Origin of the sequence: Vibrio atypicus, assembly GCF_009811315.1 — a bacterium.
Lineage (GTDB): Bacteria > Pseudomonadota > Gammaproteobacteria > Enterobacterales > Vibrionaceae > Vibrio > Vibrio atypicus.
Map to the genome: position 1 here is coordinate 101,818 of NZ_BLID01000010.1, position 24,569 is coordinate 126,386.

The 24,569-nt window shown below is 45.2% G+C and carries 23 protein-coding genes and 1 riboswitch; of the genes, 11 read left to right on the plus strand and 12 right to left on the minus strand.

The annotated features are described in order from the left end of the window. Positions 1-66 precede the first annotated feature (66 nt). The gene (gene pmbA / locus GVO60_RS18940) at positions 67-1,410 is read right to left on the minus strand and encodes a metalloprotease PmbA (RefSeq protein ID WP_159656877.1); all 1,344 of its coding nucleotides are present in this window, start codon (positions 1,408-1,410) and stop codon (positions 67-69) included. A gap of 108 nt (positions 1,411-1,518) precedes the next feature. On the opposite strand from pmbA, the gene yjgA reads away from it, so the two are divergent. After that, on the plus strand, positions 1,519-2,052 hold the full coding sequence (gene yjgA, locus GVO60_RS18945; protein WP_159656879.1) for a ribosome biogenesis factor YjgA: 534 nt from the start codon (positions 1,519-1,521) through the stop codon (positions 2,050-2,052). Between the two features lie 62 nt (positions 2,053-2,114). Here the strand turns inward: yjgA and thiQ are convergent, their stop codons facing one another. The 5 genes from thiQ to mpl all read right to left on the minus strand — a co-directional run bounded on the left by thiQ (position 2,115) and on the right by mpl (position 7,662). Then, entirely contained in the window at positions 2,115-2,819 is a 705-nt protein-coding gene (gene thiQ, locus GVO60_RS18950; RefSeq protein ID WP_159656881.1) for a thiamine ABC transporter ATP-binding protein, read from the minus strand. Then, positions 2,803-4,407 (minus strand): thiamine/thiamine pyrophosphate ABC transporter permease ThiP, encoded by a 1,605-nt coding sequence (gene thiP, locus GVO60_RS18955; RefSeq protein ID WP_159656883.1) that lies wholly within the window; start codon positions 4,405-4,407, stop codon positions 2,803-2,805. The genes thiQ and thiP overlap by 17 nt, the downstream gene beginning before the upstream one ends. Before the next feature lie 10 nt (positions 4,408-4,417). Beyond that, complete coding sequence (gene thiB / locus GVO60_RS18960) at positions 4,418-5,425, minus strand: thiamine ABC transporter substrate binding subunit (RefSeq protein WP_159656885.1); 1,008 nt, start codon at positions 5,423-5,425, stop codon at positions 4,418-4,420. A 63-nt stretch (positions 5,426-5,488) separates the two neighbouring features. Continuing rightward, positions 5,489-5,609, minus strand: a riboswitch (TPP riboswitch). 52 nt (positions 5,610-5,661) lie between these two features. Continuing rightward, entirely contained in the window at positions 5,662-6,285 is a 624-nt protein-coding gene (locus GVO60_RS18965; protein ID WP_159656887.1) for a flavin prenyltransferase UbiX, read from the minus strand. Between the two features lie 15 nt (positions 6,286-6,300). Then, positions 6,301-7,662 (minus strand): UDP-N-acetylmuramate:L-alanyl-gamma-D-glutamyl-meso-diaminopimelate ligase, encoded by a 1,362-nt coding sequence (gene mpl / locus GVO60_RS18970; protein ID WP_159656889.1) that lies wholly within the window; start codon positions 7,660-7,662, stop codon positions 6,301-6,303. A gap of 310 nt (positions 7,663-7,972) precedes the next feature. On the opposite strand from mpl, the gene fbp reads away from it, so the two are divergent. Both fbp and ppa read left to right on the plus strand, forming a co-directional pair. After that, on the plus strand, positions 7,973-8,989 hold the full coding sequence (gene fbp / locus GVO60_RS18975; RefSeq protein ID WP_159656891.1) for a class 1 fructose-bisphosphatase: 1,017 nt from the start codon (positions 7,973-7,975) through the stop codon (positions 8,987-8,989). Between the two features lie 185 nt (positions 8,990-9,174). Then, positions 9,175-9,699, plus strand: a complete 525-nt coding sequence (gene ppa / locus GVO60_RS18980) for an inorganic diphosphatase (protein ID WP_159656893.1) — start codon at positions 9,175-9,177, stop codon at positions 9,697-9,699. Between the two features lie 56 nt (positions 9,700-9,755). Here ppa and GVO60_RS18985 read toward each other — a convergent pair whose 3' ends face one another. From GVO60_RS18985 to tamA, 4 genes are read right to left on the minus strand one after another with little or no spacing between them, the layout of a single operon-like run. Then, positions 9,756-10,121: a DUF2799 domain-containing protein gene (locus GVO60_RS18985; protein WP_159656895.1), complete on the minus strand. Its 366-nt coding sequence runs from the start codon at positions 10,119-10,121 to the stop codon at positions 9,756-9,758. A 16-nt stretch (positions 10,122-10,137) separates the two neighbouring features. Continuing rightward, positions 10,138-10,485, minus strand: coding sequence for a gamma-glutamylcyclotransferase family protein (locus GVO60_RS18990; protein ID WP_159656897.1), 348 nt, complete (start codon positions 10,483-10,485; stop codon positions 10,138-10,140). A 23-nt stretch (positions 10,486-10,508) separates the two neighbouring features. Then, the gene (gene tamB, locus GVO60_RS18995; protein ID WP_159656899.1) at positions 10,509-14,255 is read right to left on the minus strand and encodes an autotransporter assembly complex protein TamB; all 3,747 of its coding nucleotides are present in this window, start codon (positions 14,253-14,255) and stop codon (positions 10,509-10,511) included. Next, positions 14,252-15,967: an autotransporter assembly complex protein TamA gene (gene tamA, locus GVO60_RS19000; RefSeq protein WP_159656901.1), complete on the minus strand. Its 1,716-nt coding sequence runs from the start codon at positions 15,965-15,967 to the stop codon at positions 14,252-14,254. Before tamA ends, tamB begins: the two co-directional genes overlap by 4 nt. Positions 15,968-16,085: 118 nt before the next feature. Here tamA and msrA point away from each other — a divergent pair, with 118 nt between their 5' ends. Then, positions 16,086-16,715: a peptide-methionine (S)-S-oxide reductase MsrA gene (gene msrA, locus GVO60_RS19005; protein WP_159656903.1), complete on the plus strand. Its 630-nt coding sequence runs from the start codon at positions 16,086-16,088 to the stop codon at positions 16,713-16,715. 63 nt (positions 16,716-16,778) lie between these two features. On the opposite strand, the gene GVO60_RS19010 is transcribed toward msrA, so the two are convergent. Then, entirely contained in the window at positions 16,779-16,979 is a 201-nt protein-coding gene (locus GVO60_RS19010) for a DUF1107 domain-containing protein (protein ID WP_159656905.1), read from the minus strand. Between the two features lie 204 nt (positions 16,980-17,183). On the opposite strand from GVO60_RS19010, the gene GVO60_RS19015 reads away from it, so the two are divergent. The 7 genes from GVO60_RS19015 to GVO60_RS19045 all read left to right on the plus strand — a co-directional run bounded on the left by GVO60_RS19015 (position 17,184) and on the right by GVO60_RS19045 (position 22,727). Continuing rightward, complete coding sequence (locus GVO60_RS19015; RefSeq protein ID WP_159656907.1) at positions 17,184-17,735, plus strand: YtfJ family protein; 552 nt, start codon at positions 17,184-17,186, stop codon at positions 17,733-17,735. A gap of 71 nt (positions 17,736-17,806) precedes the next feature. Further along, positions 17,807-18,106, plus strand: coding sequence for a DUF2607 family protein (locus tag GVO60_RS19020; protein WP_225874949.1), 300 nt, complete (start codon positions 17,807-17,809; stop codon positions 18,104-18,106). Between the two features lie 99 nt (positions 18,107-18,205). Continuing rightward, positions 18,206-19,018, plus strand: coding sequence for a zinc uptake protein ZrgA (gene zrgA, locus GVO60_RS19025; protein ID WP_159656909.1), 813 nt, complete (start codon positions 18,206-18,208; stop codon positions 19,016-19,018). Between the two features lie 55 nt (positions 19,019-19,073). After that, complete coding sequence (locus GVO60_RS19030; RefSeq protein ID WP_159656911.1) at positions 19,074-19,781, plus strand: ABC transporter ATP-binding protein; 708 nt, start codon at positions 19,074-19,076, stop codon at positions 19,779-19,781. Next, the gene (locus tag GVO60_RS19035; protein WP_159656913.1) at positions 19,778-21,037 is read left to right on the plus strand and encodes an ABC transporter permease; all 1,260 of its coding nucleotides are present in this window, start codon (positions 19,778-19,780) and stop codon (positions 21,035-21,037) included. The genes GVO60_RS19030 and GVO60_RS19035 overlap by 4 nt, the downstream gene beginning before the upstream one ends. Positions 21,038-21,040: 3 nt before the next feature. Then, on the plus strand, positions 21,041-21,535 hold the full coding sequence (locus tag GVO60_RS19040; RefSeq protein WP_159656915.1) for a DUF3299 domain-containing protein: 495 nt from the start codon (positions 21,041-21,043) through the stop codon (positions 21,533-21,535). Positions 21,536-21,830: 295 nt separating this feature from the next. Beyond that, complete coding sequence (locus tag GVO60_RS19045; protein ID WP_159656917.1) at positions 21,831-22,727, plus strand: TIGR03899 family protein; 897 nt, start codon at positions 21,831-21,833, stop codon at positions 22,725-22,727. Positions 22,728-22,811: 84 nt separating this feature from the next. Here GVO60_RS19045 and pgi read toward each other — a convergent pair whose 3' ends face one another. Beyond that, the gene (pgi, locus tag GVO60_RS19050; protein ID WP_159656919.1) at positions 22,812-24,464 is read right to left on the minus strand and encodes a glucose-6-phosphate isomerase; all 1,653 of its coding nucleotides are present in this window, start codon (positions 24,462-24,464) and stop codon (positions 22,812-22,814) included. Positions 24,465-24,569 lie beyond the last annotated feature (105 nt).

Sequence of the window (24,569 nt, forward strand, 5' to 3'; positions counted from 1 at the left end):
ATATTGCCAACCTTTTCTTTAACTATTATGTAATAACACGCATTAATTACAGTAATATGTTTGCTTCTATTCGCCTGCCACTTTCATTGACTCAAGTAGAATTGAACCGGTCTGAATTTGCGATCGAGTTTCCACATCGCTGCCAACAGCAACAATATTTTGGAACATATCTTTAAGGTTGCCTGCAATCGTGATCTCAGAAACCGGGTATTGGATCTCACCATTCTCAACCCAAAAACCTGCCGCACCGCGAGAGTAGTCACCCGTAACGATATTCACACCTTGGCCCATCGTTTCTGTCACAAGTAGACCCGTACCCAACTCTTTGAGCATTTGAGCAAAACTTTGACCTGTCGTTTGAACAAACCAATTGTGAATACCACCAGCATGACCAGTCGGAGTCATATCCATTTTACGAGCAGCGTAGCTGGTCAACAGATAAGTCGCCAATTTACCATCGGTGATGATGTCTCTGTCTTGAGTGAACACACCTTCGCTATCAAATGGGCTCGATGCTAAACCACGCAGTAAGTGCGGCTTCTCAGAAATGTTGAACCACTCTGGCAACACCTGTTGACCCAGTTGGTCCAATAAGAATGACGATTTACGGTAAAGGTTACCGCCACTGATCGCCATAACAAGGTGACCAATTAAACCCGTTGCGACATCAGAAGCAAACATCACAGGGTATTGACCCGTTTTGAGTTTCTGCGCATCTAAGCGGCTCACTGTTTTTTCGGCCGCTTTTAAGCCAACAGTTTCCGGTGACCAAAGATCATCTTTATGACGCGCAACGGTATAGTCATAATCGCGCTCCATTTCACCATTAGCTCCTTGGCCAATCACACAACAACTGGTGCTGTGTCGGCTTGAAGCGTAACTGGCTAACAATCCGTGACTGTTACCATACACTTTCACACCGTAATGGCTGTCGTAGCTCGCGCCGTCACTCTGTTTAATCTTATCGCTGAAAGACAAGGCTTTTTGTTCAGCAGCAATAGCTACCTGAGCGGCGTAATCTGGATCGGGCGTATCTGGATGGAACAGATCTAGATCAGGAATCTCTTTGACCATGAGCTCTTTCGGCGCTGGGCCTGCGTATGGGTCTTCAGAGGTATAACGAGCAATATCCAGCGCAGCCAATACCGTTTGCTGGATAGCCTTCTCACTTAAGTCAGATGTAGACGCGCTACCTTTGCGCTGACCACGATAAACCGTGATACCCAGTGCACCATCGCTATTGAATTCAACGTTTTCTACTTCACACATACGAGTAGAAACACTCAATCCCGTCGTTTTCGTGATCGCAACTTCTGCACCATCAGATTTCTCTGCTGCCATCTCGAGCGCTTTGGCTACGGCGGCTTCTAGCTCAACACGTTGTTGAGCAACTTGCTCTTTTACGTCCATATCTACTTAGTTCTAAAGGTTTGTTGCCTTTAGGATAACAAGAATTTCGCTTTCTCCCCACGATTCTTGTTAAAATAGAGAAATAGATGTTCAAATTAAGGCAGAAAGATGGCACGTAAAAACCAAAAAGCGCCATGGGAACCAGAAGAAGAAATTATCTGGGTAAGTAAGACCGAGTTGAAACGCGACATGGAAGAGCTACAGAAACTGGGTGAAGAGCTAGTAAGCTTAAAGCCATCAGTACTGGAGAAGTTTCCTCTAAGTGAAGATTTAGCTGAAGCGATCAAAGACGCTCAGCGCTTCAAAAACGAAGCTCGCCGTCGCCAGCTGCAATACATCGGCAAACTGATGCGTTTTGAAGATCCTGAACCACTACAAGCAGCACTGGATAAAGTACGCAACAAGCACTCTCAAGCAACAGCACACCTGCATAAACTTGAGCAACTGCGTGATCGCGTAGTAGAAGAAGGGGATGCGGCTATCGCAGAAGTCATGGACCTATATCCAGCGGCCGATCGTCAGCGTCTTCGTCAACTTGCGCGTCAAGCGGCAAAAGAGAAGAGCTCAGGAAAACCAGCAAAAGCATTCCGTGAAATCTTCCAAGTGTTAAAAGCACTAAGTGACGAAGAAGAAGCGTCCTAACGTATTGATCTAGTAAATAAGAGCTGATGGTCAAACATCGGCTCTTTTTATATCAAACGCAATTACTCACCAGCTCGGACAAATTCGCTCAGCTGTTTGTTCTCATGTTGAGAAGATAATTCCCCAATATCCCCTACAACCTCAACTTGGTTGTTCGCTACAAACAAAAACTGAGTTGCTATCGCTTTGGCATCACTAATATGGTGAGTCACCATTAAAACCGTAGCTTGTCTTTCGCTCGCCAACTTCTGAACCAAACAGAGCATCTCTTCACGCAACACAGGATCAAGAGCAGAAAAAGGCTCATCCAATAACCAAATTGGTGCTGGTTGAACAAAACAGCGTGCTAATGCCACACGTTGTCGCTGTCCTCCAGATAACTGCTCTGGTATACGGTCAAGGTATTCTGCAACCCCAACTTGCTGAGCCGCCAGCTCAACTTGACCTTTTTGTTCTTGGCTTAACTTCAAGCCAGGCTCAAGACCTAAACCAATGTTCTCTCTTACCGTTAGGTGGGCAAAAAGGTTGTGCTCTTGGAACAACATAGCAAAAGGTCGTTGGTGTGGCTCTTTACCCAATATGGATTGACCTTCAACCTTAATGTCTCCGCGCTCTGGTTCAATAAACCCAGCGACCAAAGCCAACAAGGTTGATTTACCCGCCCCACTCGGCCCCATCAGAGCAAGAATTTCACCGGTATTTATATGCGCGTCAAAATGAAATAAATCTCGGTGGTAATAGTAATGAACATCACTTAGCGTCAACATAAGTCACCTTTGAATTGGCTTTGAATAAGGTTTCAATCAACGTAAAACAACCAACACTGAGTAGCAACAACGTCACCGAAACCACTGCTGCTGCTTCCATTTGGTAGCTACCTAGCAATTGAAATAAATACAGAGGTAGAGTGCGAAACTCTTGACTGCCAAATAGCGCGATAGCACTCAGATCCCCAATCGCAAACATAAAACTAATCGCAAAAGCATGTGCCATCGGTTTCTTCAAAGCTCGCCACTCCACAACCTGCAAACGTTGCCATCCTTTAATGCCCAAACTGGCACAAAGGTACTGGTATTGTTGTTCAACTTGAAGCATCGGCTGAGCAAGCGTCTTAATCACGTAAGGTAGCCCCATCAGAGCATTAACCGCAACCACAACAAAAAAGGCCAAGCTAAAGACATCAGTAAAACTGCGTAGAAGTAAAAACAATCCGGTCGATACAACCAAGCCAGGCGTAACCAAAATGATGGTGCCAATCAGTTCAATATTGTCTGCTCGTTTATTCTGGTAATTAAGCCTTAAACGACGACTTGTCACCAGAATCGCTATCCCTGCAACTAAAGCGATCAAGCTGGCAAAAGTAGCCACCTTTAATGATGACCAGAGCGCCAACCAAAAACGGCTATCACTGAATACCGATACTGCCTGACTGTTCACTCCGCTGACAATGACCATCAGTAACGGCGGCAGCACGAGCAAGACGGAAAAGCCTATCCAGATCCAGTCCCAACATTTAGAGAGTTGTGTATCTCGCGTAAGGTATCTCTTTTGATCTTGGCTACCTGATGAGGTAGCAATTGGTTTCGCTAAACGCTGAATCGCCAAGGCCATCACGCCGCACAATAACATCTGCCAGATCGCCAGTAGAGCACCCGCTTGCAAGTCAAAGTCAAACTTAATGGCTTGATAGATCGCCAACTCTATGGTGGTCGACTTAGGACCGCCACCAAGCGCCATCACCGTAGCGAAGCTAGTAAAACAGAGCATAAAGACCAAACCACATACATGGGCGAGCTGCTGCTTTAAGCGTGGCCATTCCACCCAAACAAACTTTTGCCAGTGGCTCATACCAAGATGCGCACAGAGCTTATGTTGCTCCGCTGGTATTGATTCAAGTGATTGGAGCAACAAACGAGTCGCGTAGGGAAGATTAAAAAACAGATGCGCTAATAAGATGCCGTTAAGGCCATAAATAGAAAATGGCAATTTTGAATCTAAAGCTTTAAAGCCATCGGCCAATAAGCCACTGTTGCCGTAAATCGCTAACAGACCAAAAACCCCCACCAATACCGGCAACACTAGGGTGGTCGCAAACAACTTCAATAACAGCCTCTTGCCTGGAAATTCGCGTCGAGATAAAGCATGTGCAACCGGAATCGCCAAACCTACGCTCAATACTGTTGATAAAAAAGATTGGTAGAAGCTGAATTGGGTCACATGACGATAGTAAGGATCTTGCCATACTTGCATCACATTTAGAGAGGGGGCTTCGATAAGCAAAGCACCTAAGGCTGAAACAACAAAGGCCGCGATAAACATCGCGACCCATAAGCCTATTTTAGGAACGTTATACAAACAATTAACCTTAGAATGTTAGCGCACTTTGCCACTCGCGAATCCAAGATTTGCGGTTCTCTGCCACTTTATCTGCGCTGAAGCTCAATGCTTTGTTTGGCACTGTTAATGTTTCGAAACCTTGCGGTAACTCAACATTGGTCACTGGATACATCCAGTTGCCCGTTGGCATCACAGATTGGAACTCATCACTTAAGATAAAGGCCATGAATTCATCCGCGAGCGCTTGGTTTTTAGAACCTTTTACCTTAGCGGCAACTTCCACTTGTGTGTAGTGGCCTTCCGCGAAGTCGGCAGCTGCAAACTTTGCGTCGTTCTCAGCAATCAGGTGATACGCAGGAGAAGTGGTGTAAGAAAGAACCAGATCCGACTCACCTTCTAGGAACATAGAGTAAGCTTCAGACCAACCCTTAGTGACCGTTACCGTCTTCTTAGCTAAGTTTTGCCACGCATTGGCAACGTCATCGCCATATACTGACTTCATCCATAGCATCAAGCCTTGACCAGGTGTTGATGTACGAGGATCTTGATAAATCACTTTAAGGTCGTCGCGTGACTCAACCAGCTCTTTTAAGCTTTTCGGTGGGTTAGCCAATTTCTCTTTGTTGTAAACAAAAGCGAAATAACCAAAGTCATAAGGAACAAACGTACTGTCACTCCAACCGTTAGGTAGTGTCACCGAATCAGTATCGACACTGTGCTCAGCAAGAAGGCCTGTCTTTTTCGCCTCAGCCATCAGATTGTTGTCGAGTCCAAGTACGATATCCGCCTTGCTATTGTTCCCTTCTAAGCGCAGACGGTTAAGAATCGAAACGCCATCATCCAGCGCGACAAAATTCACATCACAACCACACTTCTGCTCGAATGCTTGCTCGACTTTTGGACCTGGGCCCCAATCTGCTGCAAACGAATCATAGGTGTAAACTGTCAGAGACTTATCAGCAGCCACGGCTGAAAATGAAGATAGAGTTGCAACCGCAACTGCGCTTAAAGAAATGGTGCTTAGAGTGGTTTTCACTGCTCGCTCTCTCCTTGTTGAGCGGCACAGGCTTGAGGGACAAAAGCGAGGTAATTTATAGGTGCTATGTCCGTACTCAATTCCTACGCCAGCATTATCTGGTTCAGGTCTACGGGTCCCGGACTTGAGTAAAGTCTCGATCTCAGCATCATTCACAGAATGAATTGCTCCCCGATGAGTGTCGGCTAGATTGTAATAGTTATGAGACTCAATAGCTAGATTATGTTGTCTAAGGGTTAACCACGTTGGTCATATCCCCAGCGAGGAACTAAGCCTTGCTCAACGCCAAGATGGTCCAAAATGCGTGCCACCATGAAGTCGACCAAGTCCTCAATCGACTTAGGCTGGTGATAAAAACCCGGTGCAGCTGGCATAATTGTGACGCCCATTTGCGACAGCTTATGCATGTTCTCAAGGTGGAGTGTCGAAAATGGCGTTTCACGAACCACCAGCAGCAATTGACCTCGCTCTTTCATCACCACGTCAGCAGCGCGCTCGATCAAATTATCAGACATGCCGTGAGCAATTGCGGCGACACTGCCAGCTGAACATGGGCATACCACCATCTGTTTTGGTGCAGCAGAACCTGAAGCGACCGGCGAGAACCAATCATCTTTACCACATACGGTGAGCTTTTCAGGGTTACAGTTTAAATGTTCTACCAATGTCTGCTGCGCAGCTTCCGGATTTCCAGGAAGTTTAAGACCATGTTCTGTTGCCAACACCACACGAGCTGCTGATGAGATCAATAAATAGACCCGATAGTCAGCGGCTAAAAGACACTCCAACAAACGTAATCCGTAAGGGGCGCCTGAAGCTCCAGTGAATGCAAGGGTGATCGCTTTCTGTTTACTACTCATGTTCGCGCTTCTCAATTAACTCTTTTTCGCTGCTAATTGTTCTAACAACTTATTGTGGATACCTTCAAAGCCGCCATTACTCATTACCAATATCTGATCACCAGCTTTGGCTTGCAGAACAATACTCTCAACCAATAGGTCGACATTGTCTGACACCGTTGCATTCTGGCGACATTGCTGAGCAACCTCTTCAACAGACCAATCAATACTGTCAGGTTGATACAAGAAGACTTCGTCCGCCGCCGCTAAAGATGCCGCCAACGTATCTTTATGAACACCGCGTTTCATGGTCGCGCTGCGAGGCTCTAATACTGCGAGAATGCGCTTTTCACCGACCTTGTTACGTAATCCACCTAAGGTTAGTTCAATTGCAGTTGGGTGATGGGCAAAATCATCGTAAACCGTTACCCCAGCGACTTCGCCTTTTAGCTCAAGACGGCGCTTGGTATTGATAAATTTAGCTAACGATTCACAAGCAAGATCCGCCGTTACACCTACATGACGCGCGGCAGCAATTGCCATCAGCGCGTTATCAACGTTGTGATCACCAACGAGATCCCATTTCACTTTCCCCACTTCTTGAGCTTGGAAGTGAACTTTAAAATGCGAACCATCACGGGTTACTTTCTCTGCTTGCCAGTCTCCTTGTTCGCCGCTGAACTCTTGCTCGCTCCAGCAACCGCGCGCTAAAACATCGTCTAACGCGCTATCTTGCTTCGGTGCCAAAATGCGCCCGTTTCCTGGAACAGTACGCACTAAATGGTGAAACTGACGTTTGATTGCTTCAAGATCATCAAAGATGTCTGCGTGATCAAACTCCAAATTGTTCATCACTAACGTTCTTGGGTGGTAATGAACAAACTTAGAACGCTTGTCAAAAAAAGCGCTGTCATATTCGTCCGCTTCCACGACAAAAAACATGCTTTCGCCCAATCGAGCAGAAACTCCAAAATTACCCAGAACACCACCAACCAAGAACCCTGGCTGATAACCGCAATCTTCGAGTATCCATGCCAGCATACTTGAAGTGGTCGTTTTACCATGAGTCCCGGAAACCGCTAATACCCAGCGATCATGGAGCAAAAACTCTTGCAGCCACTGTGGACCAGAGGTGTAACGCATGTTGGTATTCAGCACGTGCTCAACACATGGATTACCACGGCTCATCGCATTGCCTATCACGACCAAATCCGGAGCCGGATCCAGCTGAGACGGGTCAAAGCCCTCTATAATATCAATACCTTGAGACTCAAGAAGCGTACTCATTGGAGGATAAACATTCTCGTCACTCCCCGTCACTTTATGTCCGAGTTGACGAGCTAACACCGCTGCGCCACCCATAAAAGTGCCACAAATCCCCAAGATATGAATATGCATAGACTGACCCTATATCAGGCAAAAATAGTGAAGTCATTATGGCGATAAAGCACTGAAAAGCGAACTACTTTGATCACTGTATGACGCAAGCCTTACTTATTTGAACAAATCTCAACCAAACCAATTGCTCACCGTTTTGTTATGAAAACTATTCTCAAGTCGACAAATAAATTGAGATCTCAAGCAGTTAGTTCATTACCAATAAAAAGATCCTGCTTTTACACTTAGAGCGAGCATTTAGAAACGATCCGTATAGAGATTATCAATGCCACATCCCCCTATAATTTGAAGCGACTTTTAAGGAAAAATCATGTCTGGAATGCGCACCCTTGGCGAGTTCATTGTTGAGAAACAAGCGGACTTCCCCCACGCTAGCGGTGATCTATCATCCCTGCTTTCTTCCATTCGCCTTGCAGCTAAAATCGTAAACCGCGAAATCAACGCCGCTGGTCTTGGTGATATCACAGGCGCAGTAGGCACTGAAAACGTTCAAGGCGAAGATCAACAAAAACTGGATCTTTACGCCAACGAGAAGTTTAAAGCCGCGCTTGAAGCACGCGACCAAGTGTGTGGTGTAGCAAGTGAAGAAGAAGACGAAGCGGTAGCCTTCAACAAAGAACTCAACAAAAACGCAAAATACGTTGTATTGATGGACCCATTAGATGGTTCTTCAAACATCGACGTGAATGTTTCTGTTGGTACTATCTTCTCAATCTACCGTCGCGTGTCTCCAATTGGCACCCCACCAACAGAAGAAGATTTCCTTCAGCCAGGTCATAAACAAGTGGCGGCGGGTTACGTCATTTATGGTTCTTCAACCATGTTGGTGTACACCACAGGTAACGGCGTCAACGGTTTTACTTATGATCCATCGCTCGGTACTTTCTGCCTTTCTCACGAGAATATGATGATTCCTCAAGATGGCACCATCTACTCGATCAACGAAGGTAACTACATTCGCTTCCCTATGGGCGTGAAAAAGTACATCAAGTACTGCCAAGAAAATGCACCAAGTGAGAATCGCCCATACACATCTCGCTACATTGGTTCACTCGTAGCCGACTTCCATCGTAACCTACTTAAAGGCGGTATCTACTTGTACCCAAGCACGCAAAGTCACCCGAACGGTAAACTGCGTCTTTTGTATGAGTGCAACCCAATGGCTTACATCATTGAGCAAGCTGGCGGTGTGGCCTCTGATGGTGTCACTCGTATCATGGACATCAAGCCAACCGAACTGCACCAACGCGTGCCATTCTTTGTAGGCTCTAAAAACATGGTCAACAAAGTCGAAGAGTTCTTAGAGCTCAATCGAGACGAAGAATAACCCAGTATAAAAGGCGCTCATTGAGCGCCTTTCTTATGATTAGCTCAGTTCAACTATAATAATGTCATTTCCTGAGCCAAGTCTCGCTCGCTGTATTTACAGAAAACCGAGTTTAGCAGTAAGGTATTTAGGTTAAATTTCAGCCCATACTCCTCACAGAGGAAATCAAAAAAGGAACTTTAACTATGAGCTTAAATGACGTACCGGCAGGCAAGTCTCTTCCAGATGACATCTATGTCGTTATTGAAATTCCAGCCAATGCTGACCCAATCAAATACGAAGTCGATAAAGATTCAGGCGCTGTGTTTGTTGATCGCTTTATGTCAGCACCAATGTTCTACCCTTGCAACTATGGCTATGTAAACCACACTTTGTCACTCGATGGCGATCCCGTTGATGTCCTTGTTCCCACTCCTCATCCATTGATGCCCGGTTCAGTGATACGCTGTCGCCCTGTGGGTGTGTTGAAGATGACCGATGAGTCAGGCGAAGATGCCAAAGTGTTTGCAGTACCACACTCTAAACTGTCTAAAGAGTACGAACATATTCAAGATGTGGGCGATATTCCTGAGTTACTGAAAGCGCAAATTACTCATTTTTTTGAGCGATACAAAGAGTTGGAATCGGGTAAATGGGTGAAAGTAGAGGGTTGGGAAGATGCCGCCGCTGCTCGCAAAGAGATCATGGAATCCTTTGAGCGTGCCAATTAATGACTTCTAGTTTCCAATAGCAAAGAGCCAGCATCACTGCTGGCTCTTTCAATTAATCACAATCGTCCTGCGGTTGAATTTCGCCCAGAGATATAATCTTGGTTAAAGAATGGGTTAAGGTCATCACAGACACCATAATAAGGCATGCCTTTTACTCCTAGAATATAAGCATCCTGTTCGCAATAAACCCCACGCCCTGCCTGATATCCATCGAGATAAGCCGCATAGAGTTCAGGCGTGAGGATCCCCAAATCATCGAGCTTGGCTAAACGAGATTCTGACTGCTTCAAATACCCTTGCTCACCTCGCGTTTCACCATATTGGCTCCAAGCGGCAGCAGAATCTGACTGCGGAGTAGGGACTGCAGCACAACCCGCGACAAACAGTGTCAGCCCAATTGAGATGACTCTTTTCAATCTCATCGTTCTCTCCTTGCGATTAGACACGCTGACACCAATCACCTGACGATAATAGAACATCCAATTGGCTTGTATCTTGGTAAAGGTAAATCCATGCTAGACCAAATGGCGTCTCAATTTGCTCTCGGCGATACTCAATAGGCACGTCTTCAAGCTTATCAATTCGCGCTAATGTTACATCATCAATCAAGTAAACTTCACCGACAATTCGGTGATGTCCAGCAATCACAGCAGGATACGCCCCTAAATCATAGAGCGCATATTCAGGCAATGTCTCATGCTGACCAAGAAACTCGCTCTTTTCCAAGAAGGCTTGATTGCTGCCTCCTTGACGCAAGGTGCCATAAACAAAAAGTAAGTGTTGCATTGCTTTCCCTGCCCTCTTGCTATTTAGTTGAATTCAAACTGATAGAGTAAGTCTACTGCACTGCTGACACCCGTTACTGTCTCAACGTAAAGATCCGTCATCAATCTATAACGTACTGTAAACTCACCAACAGAATCAAAAATACCCACGCCATATTTAACCTGTAAACCCGGTAAAACATAGCCACTCACGGTAACTTGAGAGTCTTCCCCTGATCCAGCGGTATCAAGTTGCAAATCTTGCACACCGAAAGCCTCGCCAATTTCACCTACCACGCGACCGCTCTGGGCTAAACTCAAACCAATCAAAGTTGTTGTCATGGCGTTACCACCAGATTCCCCATCAATATCTTGCCCGCGTAGTAAGTAAGAGAGCGCGTTTGCTTGTGGCATCGCTGGATCTGAGAAAATAGTGACTATTGGCTCTGTCGCTGGGCCAGTTACTTTCACACCCGCTGTGACATCATCTTGAGTGTTGTCCGGGTTACGGATAGCCGTAATCTGAACGTATGGCTGATCCACTGGACCATTCATCAAAATCTTGCCTTGTTCAATTACCAAATCTTGACCAAAGGATTGATATGAACCGTCAATAATGTTGATTTCACCAGTTATAAATGGCCCTTTATCGCGCTGGGCAACATTCAAGTTACCTTTTAGTCCACCTTCAAGGCCAAATGCGGACAGTTTAAAGTCATCCCCAATCGAGATATTAATATTCGTTTCGACAGCAAACGGTATGGACGACATGCTCTCTTCAGGTTGAAGTTGTTCATTGAGTATCACCTGATCTTTCGATATGCCAATCGCACTCGGTGGCAACTCCTCAACGACAATACGCCCCCATGGTAAACCAATATCACCCTCAATTTTGGCGAATTTTGGTGTCGCTGAAATAGTCATATCAGGAACTACTTTAATGTCGACCATGGGCGGCACTTCCACTTTCAATTCAGAAGCAAATACTCTTAGTTTGGTACTCCACTCCTCAAGATTGTGCCAATCTGCATCACCTGTTAGCTTCAAAGTCCCATCAGGCGTATTGAGGCCCGCCTTTAACTGAGCTTGATAGCCCGAAAAGTCGATAGTTAAGCGTCCAGAATCGACTTGCACTGGAGAGATTTGCCCCTGCAAACGCATGTCATCAATGACAAACTGGCCATCCACCTTAGGCTGCATAACCGGGCCAGAGAAGGCTAAATCTGTGGTAATACTCGACTTAAGCTCGTTATACTCCCCAAGTAGAGGTGACAAGAAATCTAAGGTAAAGGTAGAAAGCTGCAGTTTGCCATCAATTTGCTTATCTTCGACCAACACATTCGGAATCGTTGCCTTACCCGAGATATCACCATTGTCACGAACATCGATTAACCAATCGGCATCTAATCGGTCTTGCTTCAACACGGCATTAAGTTTGATGGATTCCCAACCCACTTGTAGTGGCTGATCAAGTTTTTGTGTCACTTGACCGCTAGGCAACTCCACAGAAACCTTAACCTCAGGAGAGTTTGCACCATCCCACTTTGCCCATACATCCGCATTCGCTTCACCTTTCAGCTCTGTCGCCTCAGGAACAAATGCTTTGATTTGATCGAAGTTAAATTGCTTCACGCTTAAGCTGGCTTCACCACTCTCACCTACTTTGATGTTTTCATTTAAACAGAGTGAAGAGTCTGCTTGCAGCCAACAATGCGCAGCCACTGATACCTGTTGAGTGGCCATTTCAAAGCCAATTGGCGTTGAATGATCGAGCGTCCACTCACCTTGTTCAGAAGAGATGCTCATTCGTTCTAATGCGCCATTCCAACTGATATCAGGTTTATCAACTAAAGAACCCGCGAGTGCTAAGCTGGTCGAAGCAATATTGGAGACCACATCCAGTGTCAGTTGATGTGCTTTTTGAGTGCCATTAAAGACCAGAGATACGTCATCGATTACATGATCTTGATAGGTCGCATCGCTAATTTTCAGCTCTAAATCACCGCTTGGCGCAGGTAAAGGTGTCACGTTGCCTTTTAACGTTACGTGTTTGACCGTTGCTTGCTGTTTCCAGTCGAGTGAATCAACATCCAATGCAAGCTTCACTCGAGGCTCTTTCAACGGACCACGCAGCACCACATCACCAATCGCCTTACCATTTAAGTCAGGTACGGATTTCGCTAACTGTGGCAAATCAAGTGACAAATGCATCCGCCACTCGTCGGTGAGTTTGCCTTTTGCATGAATATTATTTGGTCCATGGGACAAGACTAGGCCATCAGTATCAAACCTTAAATTACCATTCCCTCTAACATCAGAAGCGTTGAGCTGACCTTCAATATTTAATGGGTACTCCCGTAAGATACCGTCAATATCTAGCTTACTCACCGCGACTTTCCAACCGCCAGCTTCAGTCAATGAGCCTGTCGTCGATACAACGCCACTGATATCACCTTCAGCGTCTGGCCACTGTAATCCCGGTTGGATATGGGTTAAGGATAGATTTGCTGCCCAATTGATTGGCTCTTTCCAGTTAGCCATCACATCACCCGATACAGAACCACCTAAGGTATTCAATTGGATAGACGATAAATCGATCTGCTCAAGTGTACCTTTACCATCAACCCTTAGATCTAAATCAGGTAGGTCTTTGCCTTTTATCTTGGTGGTGAGATCCACACTATAACCATCTAGAGATCCTTTCGATTCGAGATGGTCAATCGTGACAAAGTAGTCTCCTTTGCCGTGTAGTGGCCATTGGACATCGCCTTTTTGCAATTTGATATCAAAGGGCAGTTCAGGTTCTAATGGCTGAAGTTGAGCTTGAAGTGTCGCTTCGGCTAATCCACCCAACTCAGCATTAAGGTTCAAGTCAGCGACACTGCCACTGGCGGTTAATTGTAGAGTCTGACCATTTGCGGTCTCCTCTTTCACCGTCGCTTGCAACTTAAGGTCGAGTGGATATCCCTGGTTAAGGGTAACTTGACTTTCAAGTTGTGCTTCAACCTCTGGCATCTCTAATTCTAAAGTAGAGATAGTAACCTCTGAGCCCGCCGCTTTGGCTTGTAAACCCAGATGATTAACAATGACTGGCGTCGCTTGCTTTAATCTAAACTCATTCACGTCAAGACGAACCACTTCAACTTGCAGTGGTAGCTCAATGTCCGGTAACTCAATGGTGGTGGGTGCGGCGCTCGATACAGGCTCAGGGGCCGCTTCTTCACTTTCTGCCAGTTCAACATTGATTTGCTGCAAAGCCGTTTTACTGAGCCTTAAGTTGTTACCTTGGAAGAAAAATCCTGTCGTAAAAGTTTGCCAATCAATACGATTGCCCAAAATATCTAAATCAATATCGGTCAACGCGACGCGATGGACTTTAATTGGTACTGGCGTTGTGATCTTGCCAGTGCTGGTTTCTTCTTCTGAAGGTTCACTTGATGCCGGCGCTTCAGGCATAGCAAAACGAAGACCATCAATGGCAACATCATCGACACAGATACCAGGTTCTGTAAAACAGGCAGGATTAACGGCAAGTGTCACCGAACGAGCATGGGTTTCGATACCTAAATCAGTATCATTAAATTGCAGCTCATTCAGTGTAAATCTCGGAAGCAATGAACCTTGATAAGAATCGACCTTTAATTGAGGGACAAACTTTTCAGCCCCCCACAAGATCACGCCAAGACCAGGATGAGTGAACAATAAAAAGCTCACACCAACAATCAAGGTCAATAATAGGCCGATAAAAGAAAGCGATAGCCATTTTGACCATTTAAGTACTAACTTGGTCATAGTTCAGGCCCCAACGTAAAGTGTACTTTAAACTCATCACCTGGTTTCTCATCCAGTCCCCAGGCAAAATCTAAGCGAATCGGACCAACAGGCGATGCCCAACGAATGCCCACACCTGTACCGCGTTTAAACTCAGGAGACTCATTAAAGGCATCACCGTAGTCGTAAAACACTGCGCCCCACCAGTCACCATAAACACGGTATTGATACTCAAGGGAAGTCGTGACCATATATTTCGCACCGGTCAACGCGCCACTCTCGTCCTTTGGAGAAATCGACTCAAAGCCATAACCACGTAGGTTGTTATCACCACCAGCAAAGAAACGTAACGATGGGGAAAGTTTCTCAAACTCTTCCGCCACGTTGGCACCACCATCGACTCGAAACAAGCCTCGATGATTTTCACCAGCACTGCGAATCCAAGTCATCCCCCCTTGAAAACGAGCGACTCGGGTTTCAGAAAGCATACTCGGGTCACCATACTCCAAAGTAAAGCTCTGTCTGTCTCCCCACATCGGCATCGAGCCACCACGCACTCGACTACGTGAGAAGGAGATACCCGGCAAGACAAACTGGGCGTTATCATCCTGCAAACCTTGTTCATAATTCTCAAGCAAGTAACGAACAAATACAGTTCGATGCCAGCCATTGTCTAAGATCCAATGCCTTTCAACCGCAAGATTTGACTCCAAACTTTTGGTGTCACCACTATCGAGATTTTTCATCCCGTATTGGATTCGATAGTAATCTTTCAGCACATCATCAAGTGGGATTCGGTAGCCGGCCGTAATTGTCTGTTCAGGTTTAGACAGAGAGAGGCTGCTATCAAAACTATGGCCTCGATCATTTACCCAAGGTTTTTTCCATTTGAGCGACCCACGGATACCGACATCTGTTGAGAAACCTATACCTGTCTCAAGTTTATTGCGCGCCTGGGGTGCTAATGACACCTTCATTGGCAGTTCACGCCCTTCACCAAGCTTGGTTAAGTCAGGCTCGACAAACACGGAAGAGAACCAATCGGTATTGGATAAGTTTTGGTTGTACTCACCTACTTTAGACACGAGGTAGGGTTCATTCTTTTCATACGGCGCTAGAGAAAGCACTCGCTCTTCTTCTATCTGACTGCCTGTTACGCCGTTGCTGCCAAAGTGGTAGCGGATTCCACTATCGAAATGAAGACGAACAAACGCCTTGTTAGCGCTAGGAGAAACTTCAAGCCGGCTCAATGAATAGTCACCTTCAAAATAGCCTTTTTGGAGGGCAAGATTTCGGATTTTAGACTTGAGACCATCGTAAAGACTATGATTAACCCTTGCGCCTACTTTTAAGCCACTGTTTTCAATTGCCGCTTTAAAGTCTGGGTCATCTCTCGCCTCACCTGTAATTTGGATATCTATTTCGGTAAAACGAATTGAATGACCCCGGTCTACCGTTACGATGAGCTCGTCGCCACTTTCGCTTGTTTCAAACTTAAACGTTGGATGGTAGTAACCTAATGCACTCAAGGCCTCGGTAATATTGCGCTGTACACGCGCTTGAAAACGTAAATTAGTAGAGTAGTCTTTTTCTGGGATGGACGATAAATAGGCATCAACATTATCCTTTACAGCCCCTTTTAGCCCTTCAACGGTCAAGTCAACTTCTTGGCCAAAGGCTAAGCTAGGAGAGAGAAGAAGTGCAATCAGAACTGGTAAAGGTTTGCGTAACATGCTTAATTATCTTTCAAAATTAGGTAACGGAATAATAACGCCTGCGCATTAATAAGTCTGTACGAAAACAGTCAATTGGGCGGTCTATATATCAAATTTCATCAGTAAGGAAATAATGATGCTCAACAAACAAAACATGATAGCGGCACAAGATGCCTTACCGGGCCGCGATACTCCGCTAGCCATTGAAGATACACATTTTGTTAATCAATCCAGTTTGACCGCAGAGCCAGCCCAAGGTTGCGAAAAAATTGTCTTTGGCATGGGGTGTTTTTGGGGGGCTGAGCGCCTTTTTTGGCAACTCGATGGCGTTATCAGTACATCTGTAGGCTACTCTGGTGGCTTTACTAAAAACCCGACTTACGATGAAGTATGCAGTGGACAGACTGGTCATACTGAAGTTGTTCGAGTTGTATTTGATCCGAAGATCATTAGTTTACCAGCACTCTTGGCCAAATTCTGGGAACGTCATGACCCGACTCAAGGCATGCGACAAGGCAATGATTTGGGGACGCAATATCGTTCAGCGATTTATGTCTATAATGATGAACAGTATCAAGCAGCGATACAATCGCAACAGGAATACCAAGCGTTACTGGGTGAAAATCATGCCAGTATCACTACTGAGATCTTACCTGCAGGTATTTACTACTATGCAGAGAATTACCATCAACAATATCTTGCTAAAAATCCTGCAGGTTATTGCGGCTTAGGGGGAACAGGTGTTTGTTTCCCTCCAGAAAGCTAACCCATACTCAGCTCATTTCCCGAACCCATAAATACAAAAAGCCGCCTAACTAGGCGGCTTTTCTTAAACAGGTAACGCTGAAATGGCTTGGTTTATCTCTTTGAAGGTACTTAACTTTTGTCTATCTGACAGTTCTGGCAACAAAACCTTTCCATTATCAAACGAAAACTCACCAATACCTGCGATAACAAATTGCCCTTTAAACAAGGTCTTAACAAAGCGCGCCACTTGATGCGGGCGATAGCGGGTAAATTCACGCAGCATAACAACTCCAATATCCTTTTGTGAAACTGCTTGCTATACAAGCAGAGTTCTATCCCTTAGAACCGAGCGGCATTATACTCAAATGCATTTTAATGTATATCATTTTGTTAAAAAATTTGTCCTATTTCACTCCCTCATCCATCGTCACTCCAAATTTGCCGATTTAGGTATATACTTTTTGCGCACTTAAAAAGGAAGATAACAATGAAAAACAAAACTCTACTCACTCTTGCTATCGCATGCTCTCCAATGTTCGCAATGGCACACAACCTTACAGTCGGTCAAACCGTTCCCGCTGTAAAGGTACAAAGCCATGGTGAAATCGTGATTAAAAGCCAAGATACGGCTTATCAAAACTGGGCAACCCAAAATCTTCTGGGTAAGGTTCGCGTCATTCAGGCTATTGCCGGGCGCAGCAGCTCCAAAGAGATGAACGCACCTTTAATGGCGGCAATTACTGCTGCAAAGTTCCCAACAGAACAGTACCAAACGACCACCATCATCAATCAGGATGACGCGATTTGGGGAACGGGGTCATTTGTAAAATCCTCAGCCGAAGACAGCAAAAAAGAGTTTCCTTGGTCATCGATGGTATTGGATAAAGAAGGCGAAGTAGCAAAAGCGTGGCAACTCGAAGAAGAGTCATCCGCTATCATCGTTCAAGATAAGCAAGGTAAAATCTTGTTTGTAAAAGAAGGTGCTTTGAGTGAAAGTGATGTTCAAGCTGTCCTTGGTTTGATCAAAGATAACATCTAATCACAATTGCATTTCGCGTTTATAAGGGAATTGTTATAACATAACAGTTCCTTTTTCTTTGGTTTTCGATCGTGTCTAAAACTCGCCTCTATTCATTCCGACTCGCACCAATCGCACTTTTTAGTGTGATGTTGGTGCTATGGATGAACTTGGCATTTATTCAACACCAATACGATTTAGCACCATCTCATCATCAAGAACATCATTGCCAGCTCTTTGCTGCTGCTCACCATGCCGTTGCTAGCGCCCCGATATCCATTATCGATCTTTCACTACCAGATCGATTTGAACGATTAGTTACCTACCAATACCAAGCGCCTTCGCTCTTTGCCTATCGAGCGCGATCACCCCCATCATTTCCTAACGTTTAACTTGTAACCCCTCTCTTATATGAGAGTATTTTTACACACCTCTACTATTCATCTGCTTAACTCATTGATGAAATAGAACAATTTTACGTAGGATTTAAGATGTACAAACTTTCACCACTTGCGGCATTGGTCGCTCTTACAATTAGCCACTCTGTTGTAGCAGAAGAAGGGTTTCGCCAGCATGATGCACACGTGCATGGTGAAGTAGAACTCAATATCGCCCAAGATGGTCAAGAATTACTGATTGAGATCACTGCACCTGGCGCAGATGTTGTGGGTTTTGAGCATGCTCCAGAAAACGATCAACAAAAACAAACGCTCGCTCAAGCAGTCAAGACGCTAAACAGCGCCAATCTTGTCTTCTCTTTAACTCAAGCGGCAGACTGTCAGCTATCTCATTACTCGGTCTCACATACATTAGAAGACAAGCATGGTGAGCATGATCATGATGAGCATCACGACCACAAAGGACATGATGACCATGATCACGATGAGCATCACGACCACAAAGGGCATGATGACCATGACCACGATGAGCATCACGACCACAAAGGGCATGATGACCATGACCACGATGAGCATCACGACCATAAAGGACATGATGACCATGACCACGACGAGCATCACGATCATAAAGGACATGATGACCATGACCACGATGAGCATCACGACCATAAAGGGCATGATGACCATGACCACGACGAGCATCACGATCACGAAGGTCATTCAGGACATGGTGAATTCACGGTTGAATACCACTATCAATGTGGTGACATTACCAAGCTAAATGCTATCGAGACTTCTTGGTTCAAGCTCTTCCCTGCAACAGAAGCGCTAAAAGTAAACTTGCTGACTGATGAAAAGCAAGAAGCTCTGCGCCTTCAGCCAAAACAAACTGTAATCTCACTGTAAAAAATGGGGTGGCTTGGCATATCACTAAGCCACCATCATTGCGATGGAAAACAAGATGGATAAAACAAGAAATCCAGCCATTATCAAGCTGGAGCAAGTGAAATATACGTGGCCTGGGAACGATGTCCCAACACTCAATATTCCACATTTAACCATTAAGCCTGGAGAGCACCTTTTCATTAAAGGGCCTAGTGGCTGCGGTAAATCCACACTACTTAGTCTTCTCACTGGTATCAACACAGCCACAGAAGGTCAGGTTGAAGTACTAGGCGAAGACCTTAGTCAAATTTCAGGCAGTCGCCGAGATAAATTTCGTGCAGACAACATTGGCTATATTTTTCAGCAGTTTAATTTACTGCCTTACTTAAGCGTGATTGAAAACGTTGTTTTACCTTGTCAGTTCTCACATCAACGTAAAGCACAAGTAACAGGCGACCTTCATGCTAATGCGGCCCACTTACTCGATAAGCTTCACCTTGACAAAACTTTGCGCGATAAGCCTGTCGTTGAATTGAGTATTGGCCAGCAACAACGCGTCGCCGCAGCACGAGCACTGATCGGCAATCCTGCATTGATTATTGCCGACGAACCAACGTCATCCCTAGATTACGACAACCGTAGCGCTTTTATTGAATTACTGCTTGAGCAAGTCAACCAAGCCAATTCAACCCTACTGTTTGTCAGCCACGATCCCACTTTAGAGCCCCTATTTGATCGCAGTATCAATCTCAGAGAGCTCAACCAGATAGGAGAGAAAGCATGAGCCCGACCCTATCCCTAGCTTGGAAAAGCGCCCGAAACCGCAAAGTAACCGCGATTTTGACCATACTTACCGTCGCTATTTCCGTGATATTACTATTGGGTGTAGAACGCATCCGTACTGAAGCAAAAAGCAGCTTCGCCAACACAATTTCTGGTACGGATCTGATCGTAGGTGGACGATCTGGCCAAGTAAACTTATTGCTTTATTCGGTTTTTCGAATTGGTAACGCAACCAACAACATCGACTGGAGAAGCTACCAAGAGTTCAGTCAACATCGTTCTGTCGATTGGGCTATCCCAATTTCACTCGGTGATTCCCATAAAGGCTTCCGTGTGATGGGAACCAACCACAGCTATTTCGAGTACTACCGTTACGGAAAGAAACAAAACCTCGCTTTCACCGACGGACAAGAATTCAATAGTCTATTTGAAGCGGTTATTGGTGCGGATGTCGCTAAGAAACTAGGCTACAAAATAGGTACAGAGATCATCATCGCTCACGGTATTAGTGATGTCGGTTTCAGCCGCCATGATAATTTACCGTTTAAAGTGGTCGGAATTCTCGCTCCAACAGGGACTCCGGTCGACAAAACCGTTCATGTTTCTCTTGAGGCGATCGAGGCCATTCATGTCGGTTGGGAGTCGGGAGCAAACCTTGGCAATAACCCAACAGCAGAGCAATTAGCCGAACTCAACTTCCAACCAAAGCAAATCACAGCAATGCTCGTTGGATTGAAATCAAAGATTCAAACCTTTGCGCTGCAGCGTCAAATCAACACGTACAACAAAGAGCCACTCAGTGCGATTTTACCAGGTGTTGCTTTGCATGAACTTTGGGGCATGATGTCTGTAGCCGAACAAGCGCTAATGGCCGTGTCAGTCTTTGTCGTTATCGCTGGTTTATTGGGTATGCTTTCAAGCCTACTCACCAGTTTACAAGAGCGACGTCGTGAAATGGCGATTCTCCGTGCAATGGGAGCAAGACCAAGGCACGTCTTCTCACTGCTCATTTTAGAAGCGAGTGCACTGACGTTTATCGGGCTTATTGTTGGTGTATTGGGCCTTTACACCTTACTTGCAATCGCCGCACCGATCATCCAACAAAACTACGGTATTAATTTAACCATGATGACTCTGTCTCACTATGAACTATCACTGCTCGCAATGGTTCAAGGTGCTGGTACAGTGATCGGCTTTATTCCTGCGCTACGAGCTTATAAACAATCTCTAAGCGATGGCATGACAATACGAGTATAGAAAATGAAGAAGTTATTACTCCTCACAATCGCATTACTAAGCTTTAGCTTACCCACTTATGCGGCTCAAGAAGATCAATTGACACTAGATTGGATCGACCTCATCCCTCAAGATGAAAGAAATCAGTTTGATAGCTACGGAATGCCCGCGACTGATCACTCTGGTGATGTGATGAAACAGTCTAAAGTAGGCACGGTAAGACAAGAGTTAAACGGCAGCACAGTCAAGATCCCTGGCTTTGTGATCCCGCTTGAAGGCGATGAGAACATGGTCACAGAGTTTTTGCTCGTACCATACTTTGGCGCGTGTATTCACGTTCCACCACCACCGCCAAACCAGATTATCTATGTTAAGTTTCCAAAGGGAGCGCCAGTGCAGCAGTTGTGGGATGTGATCTATGTGATAGGAACACTGAAAACAGAAACGATTAGCCATGAATTGGCAGAAACAGGTTACGTAATAGAAGGCACAGCCATCGCCGAATATGACGACTACTAACCGAAATTAACATCTTAACAACCTGTTAATCGCCTACATTACGCAATATAGCTAGATAGATATCCTAGTATTCCAACGTAAACCAATAATAGTAAGGCGATTGACAGGTGCTTTTTCAGTTTATTCTCATTGAAATACTTCATAAGCCCTCTCAATTAATACCATTACAATTTTAACAACTTGTTATCATTTGTGATAGCACTATTTTTGAAAGCAGCCTCACACACTTTCTGTGGCAGCTTTGCCCTTTCCGAGGTACATTTATAGATAACTTCATGATGGCTAAGGAAAACCCATGTCTGAGAGCAACAAGCCCGTCGTCATTGACCACGAACCGACTGCAAAAAAACACCACGAGAAAAAGTCCAACTACATCAAAGACAGTGCGAGTCGTGTTCTTAACATCGCCCAATCCTACGGTCTTGACGCCCTTCTCCAAAATGAAGCCCCAGAAAAACCGACACTTGAACGTGCTCTGATCCGCGAGCGTAAACGCAAAGAATTAAGACAAAAAAATCTTGAACAGATCCTCAAACTCGCTCATGTGTCATGTAAAGATGAAACAGCGGGCGATCCTGATCAAGACTGGCTCTATCGATTTTTCGATATGGCACAAGAAGTTCATAACAGCGCCATGCAGCGCTTATGGGCACAAGTCCTCAAGCGAGAAGTGACTAACCCTGGCTCAACGTCGATGAAGGCACTAAAAGTGCTGCAAGATATGACACCAAAAGAAGCACAGATCCTACAAAGAGCCGCTTCCCTCGCGTGCAGTTTTGGTGGCGACAACAGCCGTAAGTTATTGGTTGGTTATCGTTCACAGGGGGGTATTTTCAGCTTTGGTAAACGCAATACCACCAGTAACATTAATGTCGGCAACTATCAGTTACCCTACTCCAGTTTGTTGGTGTTGTTTGAACTCGGTTTGATGCATGGCACTGAGTTGGAGTCAGGAGAGATCGAACTCGATTCACCATTACCCTTGATTTATCAAGGTAAACAGCTCTCTCTTCAAGCGCATAGTAAAGGAGTAAGGCTGCTCTATTACCGCTTTAGCCCGACGGGGAATGAGTTATGTAAACTGCTAGGGAACAAGCCAAATATGCAGTATTACGATCAAATGGTGGCGCTACTTGGTCAGAAGTTCACTGCAAGTACCGAAGCGACATCAACTATCGATACTAAGGTTTAGTTGAAGCAATAATCTCAACGGCAGAAATTAAATAAAAACGCCAACCGAAAGGTTGGCGTTTTTTATCAATAGCGTCTTTTACAATTATGCTTTAAACGCTTTAAATGCGTTAATCAAACCATTGGTTGAGCTATCGTGCGAGCTGATCTCAGAAGCATCTGCTAGTTCAGGTAGGATTTGATTTGCTAGCTGTTTACCTAGCTCCACACCCCACTGGTCAAAGCTAAAGATATTCCAGATAACACCTTGGACAAAGATTTTGTGTTCGTACATTGCGATCAGGTTACCTAGTGTACGCGGCGTAATTTGCTTCACTAGGATAGAGTTAGTTGGGCGGTTACCTTCAAATACTTTGAATGGCGCTAATGTCGCCGCTTCTTCTTCACTCTTACCTGCTTTAGCAAACTCAGCTTTCACTGTGGCTTCATCTTTACCAAATGCCAAAGCTTCAGTTTGAGCAAAGAAGTTCGACATAAGTTTCTGATGGTGGTCGCCTGCTGGGTTGTGGCTTACTGCTGGTGCAATGAAGTCACAAGGGATCAGCTTAGTACCTTGGTGGATTAGCTGGTAAAACGCGTGCTGGCCGTTAGTACCTGGTTCACCCCAGATGATAGGGCCTGTTTGGTAAGTTACTGCGTTGCCGTCACGGTCAACATACTTACCGTTTGACTCCATGTTACCTTGCTGGAAGTACGCAGCAAAACGGTGCATGTACTGATCATAAGGCAGGATTGCCTCAGATTCTGCGCCGTGGAAGTTGTTGTACCAAAGGCCAATCAGAGCAAGGATAACCGGAATATTGTTTTCTAGTTCAGTCGTTGCGAAATGGTTGTCCATCTCATGAGCACCATCTAGAAGCTCAATAAAGTTCTCGTAACCTACCGATAAGGCAATTGACATACCGATTGCAGACCATAGAGAGTAACGACCGCCAACCCAGTCCCAAAACTCGAACATGTTGTCTGTATCAATACCAAACTCTGAAACCGCTGTTGCATTGGTTGAAAGTGCCGCAAAGTGTTTCGCTACGTGCGCTTCATCACCAGCAGATGCTAGGAACCAATCACGAGCAGAGTGCGCGTTTGTCATGGTTTCTTGCGTTGTAAACGTCTTAGAAGCGACCAGGAATAATGTTGTTTCTGGATTTACGTTCTTCAATGTTTCAACGATGTGAGTACCATCAACGTTAGAAACAAAGTGTAGGTTTAGGTGATTTTTGTATGGAGCAAGAGCTTCCGTCACCATGTAAGGGCCAAGGTCTGAACCACCGATACCAATATTTACGATGTCAGTGATTGCTTTGCCTGTGTAACCTTTCCATTCACCGCCGATAACGCGCTCAGTGAATGATTTAATTTTTTCTAGTACCGCGTTAACCGCTGGCATTACGTCTTCGCCATCAACCATAACTGGCTTGTTGCTACGGTTACGAAGTGCAGTATGTAGCACTGCGCGATCTTCTGTTTTGTTGATCGCTTCACCACTGAACATCGCTTCAATAGCTGCTTTTAGCTCAGTTTCACTTGCGAGAGCAAATAGGTGCTTTAATGTTTCTTGGTTGATTAAGTTCTTTGAGTAATCAACCAGAATGTCAGCACCAAAACGTGCAGAGAAGTTGTCAAAACGAGCAGGGTCTTGTGCAAATAGTGCTTTAAGATCCATATCTTGTGCAGATTCGAAGTGCGCGGTTAGCGCTTTCCAAGCTTGTGTTTGCGTTGGATTGATATTTTTCAACATGGTTACTATCCCGATGTTCAGTAGGTTTTATTCCTGACAGTCTAGCGAAAACTGTGGAATCCCCGATTAAGCAAAATAATAATATTAGATATGTTAGGGCAAAAT

Bases quoted from the DNA above. Each gene is read 5' to 3' on its own strand.
- GVO60_RS18990 (WP_159656897.1), bottom strand. From the start codon at position 10,485: ATGCAACACTTACTTTTTGTTTATGGCACCTTGCGTCAAGGAGGCAGC.
- zrgA (WP_159656909.1), top strand. From the start codon at position 18,206: ATGTACAAACTTTCACCACTTGCGGCATTGGTCGCTCTTACAATTAGC.
- yjgA (WP_159656879.1), top strand. From the start codon at position 1,519: ATGGCACGTAAAAACCAAAAAGCGCCATGGGAACCAGAAGAAGAAATT.
- GVO60_RS19010 (WP_159656905.1), bottom strand. From the start codon at position 16,979: ATGCTGCGTGAATTTACCCGCTATCGCCCGCATCAAGTGGCGCGCTTT.
- GVO60_RS19030 (WP_159656911.1), top strand. From the start codon at position 19,074: ATGGATAAAACAAGAAATCCAGCCATTATCAAGCTGGAGCAAGTGAAA.
- tamB (WP_159656899.1), bottom strand. From the start codon at position 14,255: ATGACCAAGTTAGTACTTAAATGGTCAAAATGGCTATCGCTTTCTTTT.
- GVO60_RS18985 (WP_159656895.1), bottom strand. From the start codon at position 10,121: ATGAGATTGAAAAGAGTCATCTCAATTGGGCTGACACTGTTTGTCGCG.
- thiQ (WP_159656881.1), bottom strand. From the start codon at position 2,819: ATGTTGACGCTAAGTGATGTTCATTACTATTACCACCGAGATTTATTT.
- GVO60_RS19045 (WP_159656917.1), top strand. From the start codon at position 21,831: ATGTCTGAGAGCAACAAGCCCGTCGTCATTGACCACGAACCGACTGCA.
- GVO60_RS19035 (WP_159656913.1), top strand. From the start codon at position 19,778: ATGAGCCCGACCCTATCCCTAGCTTGGAAAAGCGCCCGAAACCGCAAA.
- fbp (WP_159656891.1), top strand. From the start codon at position 7,973: ATGTCTGGAATGCGCACCCTTGGCGAGTTCATTGTTGAGAAACAAGCG.
- msrA (WP_159656903.1), top strand. From the start codon at position 16,086: ATGCTCAACAAACAAAACATGATAGCGGCACAAGATGCCTTACCGGGC.
- tamA (WP_159656901.1), bottom strand. From the start codon at position 15,967: ATGTTACGCAAACCTTTACCAGTTCTGATTGCACTTCTTCTCTCTCCT.
- pgi (WP_159656919.1), bottom strand. From the start codon at position 24,464: ATGTTGAAAAATATCAATCCAACGCAAACACAAGCTTGGAAAGCGCTA.
- GVO60_RS18965 (WP_159656887.1), bottom strand. From the start codon at position 6,285: ATGAGTAGTAAACAGAAAGCGATCACCCTTGCATTCACTGGAGCTTCA.
- mpl (WP_159656889.1), bottom strand. From the start codon at position 7,662: ATGCATATTCATATCTTGGGGATTTGTGGCACTTTTATGGGTGGCGCA.
- pmbA (WP_159656877.1), bottom strand. From the start codon at position 1,410: ATGGACGTAAAAGAGCAAGTTGCTCAACAACGTGTTGAGCTAGAAGCC.
- ppa (WP_159656893.1), top strand. From the start codon at position 9,175: ATGAGCTTAAATGACGTACCGGCAGGCAAGTCTCTTCCAGATGACATC.
- GVO60_RS19015 (WP_159656907.1), top strand. From the start codon at position 17,184: ATGAAAAACAAAACTCTACTCACTCTTGCTATCGCATGCTCTCCAATG.
- GVO60_RS19040 (WP_159656915.1), top strand. From the start codon at position 21,041: ATGAAGAAGTTATTACTCCTCACAATCGCATTACTAAGCTTTAGCTTA.